Raw genomic sequence first — 18,308 nt, 5'->3', positions numbered from 1 at the left:
AGTATGGCACTGTTGGAATTGCAGAATATTACTGCAGGTTATGACAAAAACGTGATTCTGAAGGATTTAAACTTTCAGGTAGAAAAAGGAGAGCTGGTTTCTTTACTTGGTTCCAGCGGATGCGGAAAAACCACTACTCTGCGTCTGATTGCAGGTTTTTCCACTCCCATGGAGGGAAAATTTATCTTTGACGACAAGGATTATACCCAGGTTCCTCTGAACAAGCGGAATTTTGGCTTTGTATTTCAGAGTTATGCCCTGTTCCCCCACATGACTGTTTTTGATAATGTGGCATTTGGATTGAAGATGCGCAATCTTCCGCAGAAGCAGATTCGTAAGGAAGTGCTGGAGATGCTGGAGACTGTGGATCTGAAAGGCTTTGAAAACAGGTTTCCCAAGGAAATGTCAGGCGGACAGAGACAGCGAGTGGCTCTGGCGAGAGCTCTGGTGATTAAGCCGGATCTGCTTCTTCTTGACGAGCCCCTGTCTAATCTGGATGCCAAGCTCCGTGTAAAAATGAGAGTCGAGATCCGCCGCCTGCAGCAGAAATTCGGATTTACGGCAATCTATGTAACCCATGATCAGGAAGAATGCTTTGCTATTTCTGACAAGGTTGCAATTATGAACCACGGCGTGATTGAACAGATGGATACCCCATCTGCTATTTACAATCATCCAAAGACAGAATTTATTGCCCGTTTCGTAGGCTTTGAAAATTTCCTGAACCTGAAAAAAGACGGAGAAAATTATCTGGCTGAGGACGGAACCCGGATTCAGGTTACGGAGAAAAAGGATGGAGAGCAGTTTAAGGCATGTATCCGTCCGGAGGACATTCAGATTGTCCCGGAAGGAGAGAGCGCGGTGAATCCCCTGTCCGGTGAAATTGTAGTAAGCACCTTCCTCGGCAAACGCCATCAGTACAATGTACGGACGGCTATCGGCGAGCTGGAGGTCAGCACAGATCAGGAATGCGTTTACGGCGTTGGAGATCAGGTTACCCTGTCTCTGACTCCCAATAAAATTATTTTACTGTAATGGCAAAGGAGAGATATTATGAAAAAGAAAGTATTGAGTGTTGTACTGGCTGCGTCTATGGCAGCTGCACTGGCAGGCTGCGGAGGAGCTCCGGAAGAGACAAAGGCTCCAGAAACCACAGCTGCTAAGACTGAGACTACGGCTGCTGCAGAAGGCGCTGAGAGCGAGGCTGCAGAGGGTGAGGCTGCAGAGGGTGAGGCTGCCGCTCTTGGCAATTTTGAAGGACAGGAGCTGAGTGTTTCTACCTTTTCCTTTAATGCAGAGCTGCTTCAGAAGAATGTTTACGATCCCTTTATGGAAGCAACCGGCTGCAAGCTGATTGTAGAAGGCGGAAAGAATGCAGAGCGTGTAACCAAGATCAAAGAAACTCCGGAAAACTATGATGTTGTGATTATCGGTGATGCTTTCGTGGCAGACCTGATTGATGCGGATCTTCTGGAAAAGGCTGATTACAGCACCTTAACCAACAGAGATGCTCTGTATGACAATGCAAAAGCACCTTTTGGCGAGGAGTACGGTCCTGCTTACACCTTTAACCGTCTTGGTATTGTGTATGACAAGGCTACCTGCCCCATTGAGATTACCTCCTGGGCAGATCTGTGGAATCCGGAACTGGAGGATTCTATTGCAATCCCGGATATTACTACTACCTCTGGCCCGCTGTTTTACTACGCTGTAGCAAAGATGGAGGGACTTACTCCCGGAACAGACGATGACGCAATCTTTGCAAAGATGGAAGAGTTAAAGCCGAATGTTATGAAGACCTACACCAGCGCAAATGATACCATCACGATGCTGAATCAGGGCGAGATTTCCGTTGCTGTTCTTCTGGACTTCTCCTACACTGCAGCAAAGGCTGCTTCTGAGGATTATGTCTGGGTAGATCCTTCTGAAGGAAACTACAGCGGATACAATACTCTGAATATTGTTAAGGGCTGTGAGAATAAGGATCTGGCTATGGCATTTATCGATTTCTACATTTCCAAGGAAGTTCAGCTGGCTGAAGCATTAGACGGCGTTGATTCTCCTGTCCGCATGGATGTAGAGCTGACAGAAGAGCAGGCTGCAAACTTTACCTATGGAAAAGAAATGATCGACGGTCTGCTGCTTCCTGACTGGTCTGTTATCAATGCCAACAAGGCTGACTGGACCGCCAGATGGAATGAGCTGTTCTCTGTACAGTAATCCGGCATTCCGAATCTGAACCAATAAAAGGAGTCATTCATGAAAAAGAGTAAATCACTGTTTCTTGTTACTGTGCTGGTATATATTTTCCTGATTGGGCCTCTTCTTGTCATTATGGCGGCCTCCTTCAGTGATACCACATACCTGAAATTCCCGGGCGAGGGCTTTACCCTCAAGTGGTATGCGCAGATTCTGAAGGTAAAAACCTTCGGAAGCGCAGCAAAATACAGTATCATTATTGCATTTGCCGCTACCTTCCTTGCTCTGATTCTGGGACTTCCTGCGGCCTATGCTTTGAACCGCTACCGCTTTAGGGGAAAAGAGTTTATCAAAGGACTTTTCCTTTCTCCGGTGCTGATTCCGGTGATTGTACTTGGTTTTGTTATGCTCCGCTATGTAACCAACCGGTTTAAGCTTCCGGCTCTGCCCAGCCTGCTGATTGGACATACGATTCTGTCCATTCCCTATGTTATGCGGGTGGTAACCTCCAGTCTGGCTAACTTTGATTTTTCCATGGAGGAGGCTGCAAGAATTCTGGGAGCGGGAAATGTTTATACCTTTTTCCATATTTTACTGCCGAATATCAAGTCCGGTATTGTATCCGCATGCATCATGGCGATCATTAACTCTTTCAACAACGTATCTCTGTCAGCCTTCCTGACAAGCGCTGGAGTTACAGTACTGCCGATTGAGATGATGGCTTATGTAGAGTACCATTTTGATCCGACGATTGCCGCTCTGGCAAGTCTTTTGATGGTAATTACTCTGGGGGTTATGCTGGTTATTGAGAAAACGCTTGGACTGAAGAGTGTTGTATAGGCTTGAAAAGGAGTTCCTGTGACGTGGTCATAGAAAAGAAAGGCCGCTGCTTTCGATTTCATTTGAGAGCAGCGGCTTTTTGTGTATAAAAGTTGTATCAGAGCTTATTCCTGAGTTTCCTTTTTGAGAAGAGGAGGAAGCAGCTCGGGGGGAAGAGAAGAGCCTGTGATTCCTACAACAGCAGCAGAAACACGGTTTGCGTAGGCCACAGCGTCAGCCAGAGGCATATCGTTTGTCAGGCAGGCAAGAATGGTTCCAATATGGGCATCTCCTGCGCCAATGGTATCCTTTACCTCAGTGACCGGTACAGATGGTACCAGATATCCCTCTTTTCCAGGCTCCAGACAGTAGGCGCCTTTGCTTCCAAGGGTCAGAATAACCGTATTATTTGTCACAGCCTGAAGAGCAGCGGCAGCTTCCTGGTAATCGCTGCAGCCGCTTAGGGCAGCCGCTTCGCCTTCATTCACATGGAGCATGGGATGAAGCGCCATCATGCGGTTTGTTTTGTCCGGTTCAATCAGTACGCCGCGGGGGCCAGGAGCATAGCACACAGAAAGCTGGGGATGACTCTCCAGATATTCAATCAGATTGATTCCGGTTGATTCTTCAATTTCCAGGCCGCATACATAGGTCAGTCCATAGGAGTCAGCCTGATAGGGCTCCATCCAGGATTTCTGGAAGGTATATTCTACTCCGTGGTAGGACATGAAGGTACGTTCTCCGGAAGCCTCTACCAGGCAGTAGCAGCATCCGTTTTCCTCTTCTGGAATATGGACAGAGACAGGAATTCCCTGAAGTCTCATCTGCTTTGCCACATAATCGCCGTAGGTTCCTCCGCCTACTGGGCTGATAAAGGTGTGGGGAGCGTGAAGCAGCCGCATCATATGGGAAACATTGTAGGCACAGCCGCCGAGAGCCATAGTCTGAGAGGTGGGGCGGATATTTTCCTCGGTTTTTGGAAGATGATCAATATGAAGGATGACATCCAGACAGGTGGAGCCAATAATTAAAGCTGGTTTCATAGCAGATAATAATCTCCTTATTTAATATTATTTTATCATTATACGATCTTTTCTTGGCTTGTTCAATTTCTTTTTGTGTTTTCCCAAGGAATATGGTAAAATTGACTGTAACTGTTCAGAGCGGCAGGAAAACCGGATAAGAAGATGATCCGTCCTGAACCGTTATCATTGACTTTATGGAAACTGACAGAACATGGGAGGAAATACGATGTACCAGAAGATAATCGAATATGCAGAAGCCCTGGATAAAATCAGCAGAGAGCGTCGGAGAGATTTTCACAGGTATCCGGAGACGGCCTGGCTTGAGATGCGAACATCGGCAGTAATTGCAAAGGTTTTAACGGAGCTGGGGTATGAGGTTCTCACAGGAAAGGATGTATGCCTGGAGTCCAGCCGATTGGGAGTTCCTTCTTCAGAGGAATTGAAGGAGCATGCAGAAAGAGCTCTTTTGCAGGGGGCTCCGGCAGAATATCTGACAGAGGAGATGAGAGCGGGCTTTACCGGTGTGATTGGAATTCTCCGGTGCGGAGAAGGGCCTGTGACAGCTCTCCGTTTTGACATTGATGCTCTTGGTCTGACAGAGGATGAAAATGTAAATCACAGACCCTTTGCAGAGGGATTTGCTTCCAGGAATCCGGGAATGATGCACGGCTGCGGTCATGATGGACATGCGGCGATCGGCCTGGGTGTAGCAGAGGTTCTGATGAAAATTAAGGACGGGCTTCACGGAACGGTAAAGCTGATTTTTCAGCCAGGAGAGGAGGGAGCAAAAGGAGCCTGTGCGATTGTGGCTCATGGACACCTGGATGATGTTGATTATTTTGCAGGAACTCATATTGCTCCTACAGGCGGACCGGATGACGGAGATGTAACACCCGGTACCTGGGGCTCTCTGGCTACAAGCAAATATGATGTGTATTTTGAGGGACAGGCTGCTCATGCAGGAGGATTTCCGGAAAACGGACACAGCGCCATTGTAGCAGCAGCCAATGCTGTATTGAATCTGACAGCAATTCCCCGCCATTCCGGCGGAATCACAAGAGTAAACGTAGGGATGATTCAGGGCGGAACCGGCAGAAATGTGATTCCTGACTCTGCCATGATTCAGATCGAGGTTCGTGGGGAAACGACAGAGATTAACGAATACATGGACGAGCAGGCAAGACGTATCTGTCAGGCTTCTGCAGACATGCTCGGTTGTACCTGCCGCATGGTATCTCAGGGCTCCTCTGAATCTCAGCACAGTGACGAGGATTTCCTTTATGACATTGGCAATATGGTCAGAGAGCATCTTCCCAGACTGAAGGTCAGCAGCTGTGAAAATGCTCAGAATTGGGGAAGTGAGGATATTTCTCTGATGATGAACCGGGTACAGGCACATGGAGGAAAGGCAACTTATATGCGTTCTATGACAGATATGGCATCTGCCCAGCATACAACTGCCTTTGATTTTGATGAGAAAGTGCTTGTAGATGCGATTGAAACCTTTTCTGTGATTGTTTATGATTTGATGAAAAAATAAAAAGAGAAGAGCCTGACTGGCCTGTAGATAAACCGGACAGACAAAAGGATAACCGGTCCGCGAATGAATCGGGGAACAAAAGAAGCCTGGGAGGTAAAAGTCCCAGGCTCTTTGTATGTCTTTCTTACTGTGCTGTAACTTCAACAGCAGGAATCTCTTTTGCACTGATGGTACCGGTGTAAGTAATCTTGAGTGTCTGATCCTCCTCATATTCGGTAAAGTCAATACTGTCAGAGACAAAGGTAAAGAAATCACCGTCTGCTGATTCCAGAACAATTCCGGCGCCGTCTTCGTTAACCTGTGCAACCGTTCCGATAAAGGCGTTGATCTCAGACTCTGGAGTATCATAAGAGTCTTCCATAACAACCTTGAGAGCCATGGGGGCATCATCTAAAGCGCCAAGATAGGTAACAGTCGCATTCTTGTTGACTTCAATGCCGTTTTTACCAACCACATAGGCATTGGCAGTTTCCAGGGTGTACTGCTCGCCGTCTACTTCCAGAGTCAGGGTGCCTTCCGATGCATCGACAACCTTGCCTTCCGCAGAAGGATCGGTATTCTGCCCGATGACAGACTCCATAACATCAAAGATCATAACCGGAACCGGATCCTCCGTGCTTCCAGCCGGGAAGGTAATATCAACCCAGTCGCCTTCAGAAAGAGGGAACTCCTTATTGACCTCAGCATTGGAAATATCATAATTCTTTTCTGTTTCATCACTGTCATTTTTTACAGTAATGGTATTGCCGTCAATTTTTGTGATCAGTCCGCTGACATAATCTTCCTCCACTTCTTCCTCTGTTTCTGTTTCAGCTTCTGTGGTGGCTTCTGTTACTGCCTCAGATGAAATCTCAGCGGTAGTAGGCGCTGTTTCCTCCTTTTTGGAACAGGCTGCCGCACTGATGGAAAGGGCTGCAATAGTAACCAGTAATAATGTTTTCTTCATAATTGAATCACTCCTCTTTTTGTCTCCAAAGCAGCTTGTTCCTGGAAAAGGAGCTTCTTTGGATGATTTTGATTAATAACAGAAGTGTACTACAAAGCTTTGGAAAATACCATTGATTTTTTATTAAATTTTTGAACTATTTTTTCGTAAAAAACAAAAATTTTTCTAAAATTTCGGAACAGAATAGAAAACTGACATTTGACGGAGCCGCTGAATGGTATTACAATATACATATTTCGGCAGAACAGCAGAGGAGAGGGGAAGTAAGAGGTTATGGATTTTAAAGGTTTGTTTGAAATGCAGGGAATGCTTTTTTCTATTATGATACTGGGGCTTTTTCTCCGGAAAAAGAAAATTGTGGGAGCAGAGGGAAAAAAACTTCTGACAGATCTGGTTATTGATGTAACGCTTCCTGCCAGTATACTGAAATCCTTCCAGATTGAATTTAACGGAGAGATTCTGAAAAGCTGCATGGTGATTGGAGCGGCAGCTCTGATTATTCAGGTGGGAAGCTATATGCTGGGGATGGTTCTCTATCCTGGATTTGGCGATGAACGAAAACGGGTTCTTCAGTATGCAACAATTTGCTCCAATGCAGGCGTTCTTGGCAATCCGATTGCTGAAGGGATTTTCGGTGGTCTGGGACTTTTATATGCTTCTATTTATGTGATCCCGCAGCGAATTTTCATGTGGTCTGTCGGTCTTACTTATTTTACAGAGGCGCCGGATAAGAAGACTCTGATAAAAAAAGTAGCAACCCATCCCTGTATTGTAGCAGTGGTTATTGGATTTCTTTTGATGATTTTTCAGATTCCGCTTCCCGGATTTGTGAATCTGACGATCAAGCAGGTGGCAGGAGCCAATACCTTTCTGGCTATGATGCTGGTGGGAACCATTCTGGCAGAGGTGCCTCTTTCCTCGCTGGCAGATGGAGCAACACTGTATTATTCTTTTGTGCGTCTTGTGTTTGTACCGTTTCTTGTATTTTGCGGCTGCCGGATCTGGGGAATTGACGGACTTGTGACAGGGGTATCGGTAGTTCTTTCCGGAATGCCGGCTGCCAGTGTTACTGCTGTTATGGCTTCAAAGTATCACAAGGATGAGGTTTTTGCTGTGAGATGTGTGGTTCTTTCCACTCTGCTTTCTATGCTGACTGTGCCATGCTGGTGTATGATTTTAAATTTTTGAGAGACATGCTTTCATTTTGTAATAGAAAATTCATAATTTTTCATATTTTTTTCACATACCTGCCTCGTCAAGCCCGGTGATTTATGGTATACTGTAACGGAATTTAGGTAAAGTACAGCCATGCAAAGATTCGGACAGGAAGATGCATGGCTGAACTATTATGAATTTAAAGAAGGAGCCCCCAATATGGCAGAGGAAAAGAACTATATTGATATCTTAAACAAAGCAAGACGAAGAAGAAAACGGGATCAATATAAAAAATATGTGATGTTTGGCGTGGCCGCTGTGGTTGCGGCAGCGGGAATTGCCGTTGTTGTCGGACATTTCAGAGGAGATCCTGCAGGAAGCGGAGAGAAGCCGGCGGCTGTCCGAGCAGAAGGAGCAGATGGAAATACGCAGGAAAGTGAAGCTGTAATTTCCTCAGAGGAGCTGGAAGCTCAAAAGGAAGCCCAGGAAAAACAGGCAGTTGTAGACTCCTATACGAATCTTGGAATGGTACAGCTTCAGGACGGAGGTTATTTAAACATCAGAGAAACTCCGACAGATGAAAGCATGGCAAATATTATTGGCAAGATACCGGATAAGGGCGCCTGCGAGGTGCTGGGAGAAGAGGAGAATGGCTGGTATCATATTCAGACTGGCGGTGTAGACGGCTACATCAGCAGCCAGTATGTGCTGACTGGAGAGGAAGCCCGTCAGAAGGCATTGGAATATGCAGCAAAGATGGCCGTGGTGACCATGGGGGAGGAAAATGAGACACTCCGGATTCGACAGACTCCGGATGCTTCCTCTCTGGATAATGTAGTAGGACAGGCTGCAAACGGATCCCGCTATCCGGTTTTAGGAGAGCAGGACGGCTGGGTGCAGATTCGGGAAGGATATATTTCCAGTGAGTTTGTCACCATAGAAATGGGACTTTCCGAAGGAGAAAAGCTGGATTTAAAGACAATGGCCTTAAATCAATACGACAATCTCCTGATTTCCCGGGTAGACAACTACCTGAATATTCGAAGTGAGCCAAAGGTTGATGCCTATGATGAAAATGTAATCGGAAAGCTGCCCAGTGACGCGGCAGGAGAAATTCTGGAAACCCTGGATGGCTGGTATAAGATCAAATCCGGTCCTATCACCGGTTATGTCAGCGCGGATCATGTGGCAACAGGCCCTGAGGCAAGGGATCTGGCTTTGCGCACGGCACAGCTGACAGCGATTGTGAATACGGATATGCTCAATGTCCGCACGGAGCCCAGTACGGAGTCCAGCATCTGGACGCAGATTTCCAAGGAAGAGCGGTATCATGTACTGGATCAGCTGGATGGCTGGGTGCAGATTGAACTGGATGCAGGAGACGGCGAGGGAGAAGAGGTGGACAAGGCTTATATATCCACCCGGGACAACAATGTCGAGGTACGGTATGCTCTTCCGGAAGCAATCAAATTCTCTCCTTTAGAGGAACGGGCCAATCAGCAGGCATCTCTGCGGAGCAAGGTGGTAAACTATGGCTTGAAGTTTGTAGGCGGAAGATATGTATGGGGTGGAACCAATCCCAATACAGGCGCCGACTGTTCTGGCTTTGTACAGTACGTGATGCGCAATGCAGCCGGTGTAAGTCTGCCCCGTACCTCCAGAGAACAGGCAAAAGTAGGAAGGTCTATCAAATCCAGCGAGATGCTGCCAGGAGATCTGATTTTCTATGCCAACAGCGGCGGCACAGTCAATCACGTTGCCATGTATATTGGAAACGGTCAGATTGTTCATGCAGCCAGCAGAAAGAGCGGAATCAAGATTTCTACCTGGAATTACCGGAGTCCAAAGACAATCCGGCGCGTTTTAAACTGAGTAACGAATAAATAATTTTTAAATAGTAACAAAAAGGAGCTGCGCTCTGGCAGAGGATGAAAGAAAACCTCTGCCGGAGCACAGCTCCTTTGCTTTTGATATCATGCCTGTGGAAGAAGCGTGATCCGTCGCAGGCGGGGAAGCTATCTGAGCGTTTTTTATCAGTGAAGAAATGGTTTTTTCAGACCGGAAAGGATTTCGATAAAATCTCTCATATATTTCGTCAGATACAGCTCTTTCCTGTGGCAGACATAGAAGCTGCGCCGCTGTTCGATTCCCTTAATGGGGTAAACACAGCAGCCAGGATACAGCTCCGGCGTCATTTCTATATAGTTGATGGGACAAATCATAACGGCATCACAGGCAATGGCTGTGCGTTTTCCAACCTCAATGCTGGATGTTTCCATCAAAATTTCCGGTTGAATATCATAGGTGACAAAAAGTCGATCCTGAGTATCCCGGACACTGTGTCCAACCTTGCTGCTGATGAATTTTTCGTTTTTTGCTTCTGTAATGGAGATGGAAGTTCCGGATGGAATCCGTTTCGCAAGCTGAGAGTTGCGGCTGGTCAGAAGAACCAGCTCTTCCTCTTCAATCAGAATATAGTTCAGTTCCTCATGCTTGGGATAGGTGGTCAAGCAGGCCAGATCCACAGTGCCGTCCAGGACGGCTGCCTCTGTAGTGGCAGATCCGCTTTCCCGCACATCCAGCTTTACATGAGGATATCTGGCATGAAAACGGGGCAGTACATAAGGCATGACCTGCATAGCCCGCTGTACCGGAATTCCCAGCTTGATGGTGCCATGTTCTTCGTGGTTGATCTCGTCGATTTCTTTGATCAGATTGGCATTGATGGTGAGAATTTTTTTGGCTGCTTCTATGTATTTTTCTCCGGCATAGGTCAGGGTAATGGGATCTGTTGTGCGGTTAAAAATAGGTGTTCCAAGAGTGTTTTCCACCAGCTTGATCATCTGACTTAAGGATGGCTGGGAAATATAAAGCTTTTTTGCAGCAGCGGTAATGCTCCCTTCCTTCAGAACCGTGAGCATATATTGCGCATGTTTAATATTCATTGAAAATCCCTCACATAATAAAAAATTATAGATGGCATAAACAGAATCGTATTAGCTATGTGAATAAACGTATGATACCATAAAAATAGTATGAATTCAATGCGAAAAACAGGGAATCGTTTGTTTGCTAGTAACAGTTAGGCCGTACATCTTCTTGCCCGCTTACAGTGGACAAGAAGATGTAAATATCTGTCCTATGAAGATTCAGATAGGAAAACGATTCTTGATGTAGTGAGGAAAATAAAGCCTTATCGGTTTGAAGAAAGTGAAGAAATAAGTGGAAAATAACAAAAAAATCAGAAAGACATAATAAAATAATTATAATCAGCATAATAATATATGTATTTGCACAATTGTATTTGAAATGATACACTGAATTCAGTTGAAATGACGGAGATCATTCTTCTCCGCTGATTCAGGCATAACTTGTCTTTGGACAAAAGGAGGAAGAAAATGGAAGTTAAGAAAGCTGCTATGGCAGGCACGCTGGAGTCCAGTGATGCTCAGGTAACCGTAGAACCGGGTAATGGCATTGAGCTTTCCATCGAAAGCAGTGTGATTCACCAGTTCGGAAAGCAGATTAAAGCAACAATTCTGGAGACGCTGGATCGTCTGGATGTAAAAAATGCAAAAGTAACTGTGGTAGATAAGGGTGCTCTTGACTGTACCTTAAAAGCGCGTGTGGAATGCGCGGTATACCGTTCCAATGATATTACTGAAAATCTTCCGTGGGGAGGTGTAATCAGATGAGTCATCCCAATAAAAAAAGATTAAGACGTTCCATGATGTTTTTAAACTGTCAGAAGCCAGGTCTGATTAAAGACCCGTATATCTATCGTCCAGATTCCATTATGCTGGATCTGGAGGATGCAGTAGCAGAAAATCAGAAGGACGCTGCCCGCTATTCTCTGTATCACGCTTTGCAGGAAATTGATTACAGAGGAGTAGAACGTGTTGTCCGTATCAATGGTTTGGACACGCCTCACTGGAAAGAAGATATTCGTGTCTGCGTAGCAGGAGGAGCCGATGTTATTCGTATTGCAAAGACAGAGTCTGGTCAGGATGTGCGTACAGTAGAAGAGCATGTGCTGGCTGCAGAGAAGGAATTCGGCAGACCGGAAGGTTCTACCCTGCTGATGGCAGCTCTGGAATCCTGCCGCGGAGTTCTGAATGCCCTGGAGGTATGTGAGTCCTCCGATCGTCTGATTGGCATTGCTCTTTCCGGAGGAGATTACACCAAGGATCTGCAGACTGTGATTACTGGAACAGGAGTAGAGCTGCAGGGAGCAAGACAGCATATGATTATGGCAGCAAGAGCAGCCGGAGTACAGTGCTGGGATACTGTATTTACCAACCTGGATGCAATGGACGTCTTTGAGGAAGAAGTAAAAATGATTAAAATGATGGGCTTTGACGGAAAATCTCTGGTAAATCCCCGTCAGATTGATATTGTACATAAGGTATTTACTCCAACTCAGAAGGAAATCATTTTTGCGGAAAAGGTAGTAAAGGAAATCGAAGAAAAGAAAGCCCAGGGTATCGGCGTATTTACCGTAGACGGCAAGATGATTGACATTGCTTTCTATGACGGAGCAAAGAGAACCATTGCTTTGGCAAAAGCATCAGGCGTATATGAGGGGGATCTGTAAAATGATAAATGCAGTAGGTAGAGAAATCCCGGAAGAGGTCTTAAAGGCCACCGGAAAGGATATTTTTAAAGGCGCATACGTCAATGCAGGTGTTGAGTATCAGAAGGGCGCCCCGAAGGTAAGAGCTAACGGAGATCCCACCAGGGACAAGCAGGTTGCTTCTATTGCCGAGGTCTTGAAGCTGTGCGGAATCCGGGACGGCATGACCCTGGGCTTCCACCATCACTTCCGCGAGGGTGACTATGTGGTTACTATGGTAATGGAAGAAATTCACAAAATGGGAATTAAAGGACTGACCATCTGTGCCAGCTCTCTGGGAAAGGCCCACGATGCTCTGCTGCCCATGATTGAGGACGGTACTATTGTAGGAATTCAGTCTTCCGGTGTTCGCGGCAAAATCGGTGAAGCAATTTCTACTGGAAAGCTCCGCGATATTGCTATTATGCGTTCACACGGCGGCCGCGTCCGCGCTATTGAATCAGGCGAGGTACATCTTGATATTTCCTTCATTGGAGCGCCCACCTGTGACAAATGCGGCAATATGAGAGCCAACGGAGGTAAAAGCGACTGCGGCGTTCTTTCCTATGCAATGGTAGATGCCCAGTATGCAGATAAGGTTGTAGCAATTACAGACTGTCTGGTTCCCTTCCCGAATATTCCGGCCAGCATTTCCATGATTGATGTGGATTATGTGGTTGTTGTAGATGAAATTGGAAATCCGGCCAAGATTGCTTCTGGAGCAGCAAAGCCCACTACAGACTTACGGAAGCTGAAAATGGCAGATTACTGCACACAGGTTGTAGTGAATACTCCGTATTTTAAGGATGGTTTTTCCTATCAGACCGGTGTTGGCGGAGCTTCGATCGCATCTACCATTTCTCTTGGAAAAATTATGGAGGAGCGGGGCATTACTATGGGCCTGGCGCTTGGCGGAATTACAACTCCTATCTGCAATCTGCTGGAAAAGGGATTGATCCGCAAGGTAGTTGATACCCAGGATTTTGACCTTGGAGCGATTGAATCTATTAAAAAGAATCCGAACCATATTGAGATTTCCGGTTCTGAATATGCCAACCCCTTTAATAAGGGCGCATATGTAAATCAGCTGGATTTTGTAATTCTGGCCTCTCTTGAGGTAGATGTAAACTTTAACTGCAACGTAGTAGTAGGTTCAGACGGTATGATTACCGGCGCGCAGGGAGGACATCCGGATACGGCAGCAGGTGCAAAATGCACCATTGTCATTGCACCGCTTCTGCAGGGAAGAATTCCGGCTATCTGTACCAATGTAACAACGGTAACCACACCAGGTGAGACCGTTGATGTGGTAGTTACTGATTACGGTGTAGCCATTAACCCAAGAAGACAGGATTTAATTGACTGTCTGAAGGATACCAACCTGCCCTTAAAGACCATTGAAGAGCTGCGGGATATTGCGTATTCGATTGTGGGAGAGCCGGATCCGGTTCAGTTTGGCGACAGAGTTGTTGGTGTTATTGAAGCCCGTGACGGAAGCATTATTGATGTTGTACGGGAAATTAAGGAATATGAATTTGAAGATTAAGCTTTAAATTCACAGGCGAAATGTAACAGTTCAGGATGGGGCAAGCTTGACACGGCTTTTTTGCCAGCTTTCCCGCCTTCCTGAATCAATTACGGTAAAATAATTATCCCGGTGGATGGGGACCGCCGGGTGATTATACAGCAGACTCTGCTTGCAGAGCGAAGACAAACCAATATATGGAGGTATTATATTTATGGCTGAAAACAAAGGATTTAGTCTGAAAACATTTGGAATGCCCTGGTGGCTGGCTGGAGCAATTGCAGTAATTGTTATTGCAGCAGCAGCAACAGGAGCACTTTCCGCAGATTTGGCAGGCTGTTTTGCACTGATGCTTGCCATTGGTCTCATTTGTAACGAAATTGGTGAGCGAATTCCGTTCTGGAACAGCTACATTGGAGGCGGTCTTGTTCTGACCTTCCTGGTATCTGCTTTTCTGTTTACCTATAAACTGATTCCGCAGAAATACGCAGATGGAATGATTATGATTATGGATGATGCAGATTTCCTTTCTTTCTTTATCATCTTCCTGATCACCGGTTCCATTCTGGCTCTGGACAGAAAGCTTCTGGTTCGTTCCTTTGCAGGTTATATTCCGGCTATTTTCGGAGGACTCTTAGGCGCAGGTATTCTGGGTATTGCAGCAGGTCTGCTGTTTGGTATCAGTCCGGTTGACATTCTGCTGAAATATGTATGTCCGATTATGGGCGGCGGAAACGGCGCAGGCGCAGTTCCCTTAAGCCAGATTTATGAGACAGTTACCGGGGATGCAGCCGCTAACTACTATTCCTTTGCAATTACCATTTTAACCATTGCCAATATTTTTGCAATTCTGACTGCAGCAATCCTGAAAAAGATTGGTGAGAAGAAAACAAGCTGGACTGGTGACGGAACACAGCTGATCCGCAAGGGCGGAGATTTTGCTACGGAAGATAAAAAAGTAAAGGTAAGCATGAAAGACCTGGGCGGCGCATTCTTCCTGGCTATCGGTTTTTATGCTCTGGGACGCCTTTTTGCCAAGGCTCTGCTTCCTACTATTTTTGGCGTTGCAATCCACCAGTTTGCATATATGATCATTTTTGTTGCACTGGTAGCTGCATTAGGCATTGTACCCGAGAACATCCGTGCAGCAGCAAAAAAACTTCAGTCCTTCTTTACTGCAAACCTGATTCTGATTATTATGGTAGGCGTAGGCGTTGACACCAACATCATTGAGCTGGCTAAGGCAATTACCCCGGGTAACGTCGTGATTGCACTTGCGATTGTAATTGGAGCAATTATCGGTTCCGCTCTTGTGGGATACCTGGTTGGCTTCTTCCCCATCGACTCTGCAATTACTGCTGGTTTGTGTATGGCAAACCGCGGCGGTTCCGGAGACCTGGCAGTACTTGGTGCCTGTGATCGTATGGGTCTGATTGCATATGCACAGCTGTCTTCCCGTTTAGGCGGAGGTATCGTACTGATTATTGCAAGTATTCTGTTTGGCGCTTTCCTGAAATAATGAACTAGGAAGCAATAACAAAACAAATATTACGCAGCAGGGGCTGTATACGCAAAAAGCGTGTACAGCTCCATTTGTTTGCGGCTGATGCATTTTCAAGACAGAAGGAACACTTACAAAAGGCGTTTTTTGTCGAACGATTTCCCTTGCATATTTTTCCTGCTCAGGCTATAGTAATAGTATCTTCATGAATCTGAGATTTTCGTACACTTCGTGTTTTTTCCAGTAAAAATATTCCTATGATTCCATAATAAGTAACAAGTGCTGCAAAGCTGCACAGCAGAATGTAGGTAAGGAGGGTTTTATTGTTCAGCAGAGTATACAGCGGCGGTCTGTCCGGAATGGAGGGCTATGTCGTGCAGGTGGAGGCAGATGTCAGTCCAGGGCTGCCTTCTTTTCACATGGTAGGATATCTGGCTTCTGAGGTAAAGGAGGCAGAAGAGAGGGTCAGAACCGGGATTCGCAATTCCGGATTTCGTCTTCCCTCTATGCGAGTAACTGTGAATCTTTCACCAGCCAATGTGCGAAAGGATGGAACTGGCTGCGATTTGCCGGTTGCAGTTGCAGTTCTGGCCTCTTATGGAGTGGTGGAGCCAACGCTTTTGAAAGACTCGGCATTCCTGGGTGAACTGGGCCTTGATGGAAGAATCAAGCCAGTGAGAGGCGTGCTGTCTATGGTTTTGGCTATGCGTCAGGCTGGTATGCGCAGATGCTTTCTGGCAGAGGAAAATATTTCAGAAGGATTGGCAGTAGAACAGATAGAAATTATAAAAGTAAGCAGTATCGGCAGCCTGGTGGAGCTTCTGAATTGCCCGGAGCAGATAAAAACATCCATCCGCGGAACAGAAGCGATTGAGGAGAGTGTCTATGCTGTGGATTTTTCAGAGGTCAATGGGCAGAAGCTGGTGAGACGGGCAACGGAGGTGGCAGTGGCTGGATTTCACAATATTTTGTATATTGGTCCTCCAGGAAGCGGAAAAAGCATGATTGCCCGAAGAATTCCGACGATTATGCCAGAACTTACACAGGCAGAGCAGCTGGAGGTATCTCAGGTATATAGTATCTGCGGGCTGCTTCCTCAGGGAAGAGCGCTGATGCGGGAGCGGCCGTTTCGTGCTCCCCACCATACGATCAGCGCACAGGCTCTGACAGGCGGCGGGATGATTCCACGTCCAGGTGAGATTTCCCTGGCTTCCCGAGGCGTCTTGTTTCTTGATGAGCTTCCAGAATTTGAAAAAAGGACACTGGAAATTCTTCGCCAGCCTATGGAGGACAGGAAGGTTACGGTAGCCAGAGTACAGGGAACCTATGAATTTCCGGCGCATTTTATGCTGGCAGCTGCGCTGAATCCATGCCCTTGCGGCTATTATCCGGATCGGCAGAGGTGTACCTGCTCAGAGCTTCAGGTGAGAAAATATCTTGGAAAAATATCACGGCCTCTTTTAGACAGGATTGATCTGTGTGTAGAGGCGGCGCCAGTTTCCTATCAGGAAATCCGCCAGCAGGAAATCAACGAATCCTCGGCCGCTATCCGAGAGAGGGTGGAAAACGCAAGAGGGATTCAGGAAAAACGGTTTGCAGGAATGGGAATTATTTTTAACAGCGAGATGGGGAATCGGGAAATCCGTCACTTCTGCCGTCTGGGAGATCAGGAAGAAGCATTTTTGCAGATGGTCTTTCAACGACTTGGCCTGAGTGCCAGAGGCTGCCAGAAGCTGCTTCGGGTAGCCCGTACTATTGCGGATCTGGATGGTCAGGAACAGATTCAGAAACATCATCTTATTGAGGCAGTCGGATATCGGGATCTGGAAGAACGGTATTGGGGGCGGGAAGAATCGTGATGAAAGAAAGAAACGCGGAAGAAAAACGGGCTTTATATTGGCTGTGCTGCTGTCCCTGTCTGGGCGCTGTCTCGATTCGAAAGCTGGGAAGTTATTTTGGCAGTTATCAGGAACTTATTAATATAGAAGAAACAGCGTTGGAGAAGATGCAGATTCTGACTCCTGCCCAGAAAAAGGGGATTTTGCAGTGGAAAAAAGAGTTTTCCAGATGCAGCAGTGCATATGATCGGATGGGAGGTAAACGAATCCGGTTTGTGACTCCCCTGGATTTGGAATACCCTCAGCGGCTTTTGGAAATCAGCGATTATCCGATGGGGCTTTTTCTGTATGGAGCACTGCCGTCAGATGATAAGCCTTCTGTGGCTGTTGTAGGGGCCAGAGGCTGTTCTTCTTATGGAGAGCAGATTGCGGAAGCCTTTTCCAAAGCCCTGGCTGCAGAAGGTGTTCAGATTATCAGCGGTCTGGCTGCAGGAATTGACGGAGCAGCTCACAAAGGCGCTCTGAAGGCAGGGCAGCCGACCTTTGGAGTACTGGGATGCGGAATCAATCAGTGCTATCCGCCAGAGCACTACAGACTTTTTGAAAGAATGAAAGAACAGGGAGGAGTCCTTTCTGAGTTTCCTATAGGGGAGCCGCCGCGTCCCAGAAATTTTCCCATGAGAAACAGGCTGATCAGCGGTCTGGCTGATGCGGTATTAGTAGTGGAGGCCAGGGAAAAAAGCGGTTCTCTTATTACTGCAGAGCTGGGACTGAACCAGGGAAGGGAGATATTTGCTGTTCCAGGGCGGGTGACGGATCCGCTGAGTAAAGGATGCAATCAGCTGATTCAGCAAGGGGCTCATATGGCAATATTGCCCAATGATATTTTGGAGTATTTAGGATTAAAATACAAAAAAACATTAATTATGTATGAAAAAGATGTAAATGGACTTGCCAAGAAAGAAAAAATGGTGTATAGTTGCTTGGATTTCAAACCGAAGCACATAGATGAGATCCTGTCTGAAGCAGGACTTCCTCTCAGCGAATGTATGGCTGCTTTAATGGAGCTTGAACTGGGCGGTTATGCCTATCGGTCTGCAAATCACTATTATGGAAAACAATTATAATGTTTGTAACAGTTCAGCCTT

The 18,308-nt window shown here is 46.4% G+C and carries 15 protein-coding genes; 12 read left to right on the top strand and 3 right to left on the bottom strand.

Features of this window, described 5'->3' with window-relative positions; genetic code table 11:
* Window positions 1-3 precede the first annotated feature (3 nt).
* Genes ACESON_RS02565 through ACESON_RS02555 form a run of 3 tightly spaced genes read left to right on the top strand, consistent with a single transcriptional unit; the run spans window position 4 to window position 3,039 of the window.
* The gene (locus ACESON_RS02565) at window positions 4-1,035 is read left to right on the top strand and encodes an ABC transporter ATP-binding protein (protein ID WP_373108367.1); all 1,032 of its coding nucleotides are present in this window, start codon (window positions 4-6) and stop codon (window positions 1,033-1,035) included.
* Window positions 1,036-1,053: 18 nt separating this feature from the next.
* Window positions 1,054-2,220 carry an extracellular solute-binding protein gene (locus ACESON_RS02560; RefSeq protein WP_177958715.1) on the top strand — a complete coding sequence of 389 codons (1,167 nt, stop codon included), beginning with the start codon at window positions 1,054-1,056 and terminating at the stop codon, window positions 2,218-2,220.
* A 39-nt stretch (window positions 2,221-2,259) separates the two neighbouring features.
* The gene (locus ACESON_RS02555; RefSeq protein WP_177958714.1) at window positions 2,260-3,039 is read left to right on the top strand and encodes an ABC transporter permease subunit; all 780 of its coding nucleotides are present in this window, start codon (window positions 2,260-2,262) and stop codon (window positions 3,037-3,039) included.
* Between the two features lie 104 nt (window positions 3,040-3,143).
* Here ACESON_RS02555 and ACESON_RS02550 read toward each other — a convergent pair whose 3' ends face one another.
* On the bottom strand, window positions 3,144-4,061 hold the full coding sequence (locus ACESON_RS02550; RefSeq protein ID WP_177958713.1) for a PfkB family carbohydrate kinase: 918 nt from the start codon (window positions 4,059-4,061) through the stop codon (window positions 3,144-3,146).
* Window positions 4,062-4,269: 208 nt separating this feature from the next.
* Here ACESON_RS02550 and ACESON_RS02545 point away from each other — a divergent pair, with 208 nt between their 5' ends.
* Window positions 4,270-5,583 (top strand): amidohydrolase, encoded by a 1,314-nt coding sequence (locus ACESON_RS02545; protein ID WP_177958712.1) that lies wholly within the window; start codon window positions 4,270-4,272, stop codon window positions 5,581-5,583.
* A 124-nt stretch (window positions 5,584-5,707) separates the two neighbouring features.
* Here the strand turns inward: ACESON_RS02545 and ACESON_RS02540 are convergent, their stop codons facing one another.
* Complete coding sequence (locus tag ACESON_RS02540) at window positions 5,708-6,529, bottom strand: hypothetical protein (protein ID WP_177958711.1); 822 nt, start codon at window positions 6,527-6,529, stop codon at window positions 5,708-5,710.
* 273 nt (window positions 6,530-6,802) lie between these two features.
* On the opposite strand from ACESON_RS02540, the gene ACESON_RS02535 reads away from it, so the two are divergent.
* Together ACESON_RS02535 and ACESON_RS02530 are read left to right on the top strand one after the other, a co-directional pair.
* Window positions 6,803-7,717, top strand: coding sequence for an AEC family transporter (locus tag ACESON_RS02535; RefSeq protein ID WP_177958710.1), 915 nt, complete (start codon window positions 6,803-6,805; stop codon window positions 7,715-7,717).
* Between the two features lie 186 nt (window positions 7,718-7,903).
* Window positions 7,904-9,556 carry an SH3 domain-containing protein gene (locus tag ACESON_RS02530; protein WP_373108364.1) on the top strand — a complete coding sequence of 551 codons (1,653 nt, stop codon included), beginning with the start codon at window positions 7,904-7,906 and terminating at the stop codon, window positions 9,554-9,556.
* Between the two features lie 161 nt (window positions 9,557-9,717).
* Here ACESON_RS02530 and ACESON_RS02525 read toward each other — a convergent pair whose 3' ends face one another.
* The gene (locus ACESON_RS02525; protein WP_177958709.1) at window positions 9,718-10,629 is read right to left on the bottom strand and encodes a LysR substrate-binding domain-containing protein; all 912 of its coding nucleotides are present in this window, start codon (window positions 10,627-10,629) and stop codon (window positions 9,718-9,720) included.
* A gap of 453 nt (window positions 10,630-11,082) precedes the next feature.
* Here ACESON_RS02525 and citD point away from each other — a divergent pair, with 453 nt between their 5' ends.
* From citD to dprA, 6 genes are all read left to right on the top strand, one after another.
* Window positions 11,083-11,379, top strand: coding sequence for a citrate lyase acyl carrier protein (citD, locus tag ACESON_RS02520; protein WP_177958708.1), 297 nt, complete (start codon window positions 11,083-11,085; stop codon window positions 11,377-11,379).
* Complete coding sequence (locus ACESON_RS02515) at window positions 11,376-12,278, top strand: aldolase/citrate lyase family protein (RefSeq protein WP_177958707.1); 903 nt, start codon at window positions 11,376-11,378, stop codon at window positions 12,276-12,278. The genes citD and ACESON_RS02515 overlap by 4 nt, the downstream gene beginning before the upstream one ends.
* Window position 12,279: 1 nt before the next feature.
* Window positions 12,280-13,842, top strand: coding sequence for a citrate lyase subunit alpha (gene citF / locus ACESON_RS02510; RefSeq protein WP_177958706.1), 1,563 nt, complete (start codon window positions 12,280-12,282; stop codon window positions 13,840-13,842).
* A gap of 193 nt (window positions 13,843-14,035) precedes the next feature.
* Complete coding sequence (locus ACESON_RS02505; RefSeq protein ID WP_177958705.1) at window positions 14,036-15,340, top strand: 2-hydroxycarboxylate transporter family protein; 1,305 nt, start codon at window positions 14,036-14,038, stop codon at window positions 15,338-15,340.
* A gap of 305 nt (window positions 15,341-15,645) precedes the next feature.
* Window positions 15,646-17,181: a YifB family Mg chelatase-like AAA ATPase gene (locus ACESON_RS02500; protein ID WP_177958704.1), complete on the top strand. Its 1,536-nt coding sequence runs from the start codon at window positions 15,646-15,648 to the stop codon at window positions 17,179-17,181.
* Window positions 17,181-18,287, top strand: a complete 1,107-nt coding sequence (gene dprA, locus ACESON_RS02495) for a DNA-processing protein DprA (protein ID WP_177958703.1) — start codon at window positions 17,181-17,183, stop codon at window positions 18,285-18,287. Before ACESON_RS02500 ends, dprA begins: the two co-directional genes overlap by 1 nt.
* Window positions 18,288-18,308 lie beyond the last annotated feature (21 nt).

Origin of the sequence: Lachnoclostridium sp. Marseille-P6806, from assembly GCF_964238185.1 — a bacterium.
GTDB lineage: Bacteria > Bacillota > Clostridia > Lachnospirales > Lachnospiraceae > Brotaphodocola.
The sequence above is the reverse complement of the archived record's forward strand: the minus strand, read 5'-3'. Positions and strand labels throughout refer to the sequence as shown.

Bases quoted from the DNA above. Each gene is read 5' to 3' on its own strand.
- ACESON_RS02565 (WP_373108367.1), top strand. From the start codon at position 4: ATGGCACTGTTGGAATTGCAGAATATTACTGCAGGTTATGACAAAAAC.
- ACESON_RS02560 (WP_177958715.1), top strand. From the start codon at position 1,054: ATGAAAAAGAAAGTATTGAGTGTTGTACTGGCTGCGTCTATGGCAGCT.
- ACESON_RS02555 (WP_177958714.1), top strand. From the start codon at position 2,260: ATGAAAAAGAGTAAATCACTGTTTCTTGTTACTGTGCTGGTATATATT.
- ACESON_RS02550 (WP_177958713.1), bottom strand. From the start codon at position 4,061: ATGAAACCAGCTTTAATTATTGGCTCCACCTGTCTGGATGTCATCCTT.
- ACESON_RS02545 (WP_177958712.1), top strand. From the start codon at position 4,270: ATGTACCAGAAGATAATCGAATATGCAGAAGCCCTGGATAAAATCAGC.
- ACESON_RS02540 (WP_177958711.1), bottom strand. From the start codon at position 6,529: ATGAAGAAAACATTATTACTGGTTACTATTGCAGCCCTTTCCATCAGT.
- ACESON_RS02535 (WP_177958710.1), top strand. From the start codon at position 6,803: ATGGATTTTAAAGGTTTGTTTGAAATGCAGGGAATGCTTTTTTCTATT.
- ACESON_RS02530 (WP_373108364.1), top strand. From the start codon at position 7,904: ATGGCAGAGGAAAAGAACTATATTGATATCTTAAACAAAGCAAGACGA.
- ACESON_RS02525 (WP_177958709.1), bottom strand. From the start codon at position 10,629: ATGAATATTAAACATGCGCAATATATGCTCACGGTTCTGAAGGAAGGG.
- citD (WP_177958708.1), top strand. From the start codon at position 11,083: ATGGAAGTTAAGAAAGCTGCTATGGCAGGCACGCTGGAGTCCAGTGAT.
- ACESON_RS02515 (WP_177958707.1), top strand. From the start codon at position 11,376: ATGAGTCATCCCAATAAAAAAAGATTAAGACGTTCCATGATGTTTTTA.
- citF (WP_177958706.1), top strand. From the start codon at position 12,280: ATGATAAATGCAGTAGGTAGAGAAATCCCGGAAGAGGTCTTAAAGGCC.
- ACESON_RS02505 (WP_177958705.1), top strand. From the start codon at position 14,036: ATGGCTGAAAACAAAGGATTTAGTCTGAAAACATTTGGAATGCCCTGG.
- dprA (WP_177958703.1), top strand. From the start codon at position 17,181: ATGAAAGAAAGAAACGCGGAAGAAAAACGGGCTTTATATTGGCTGTGC.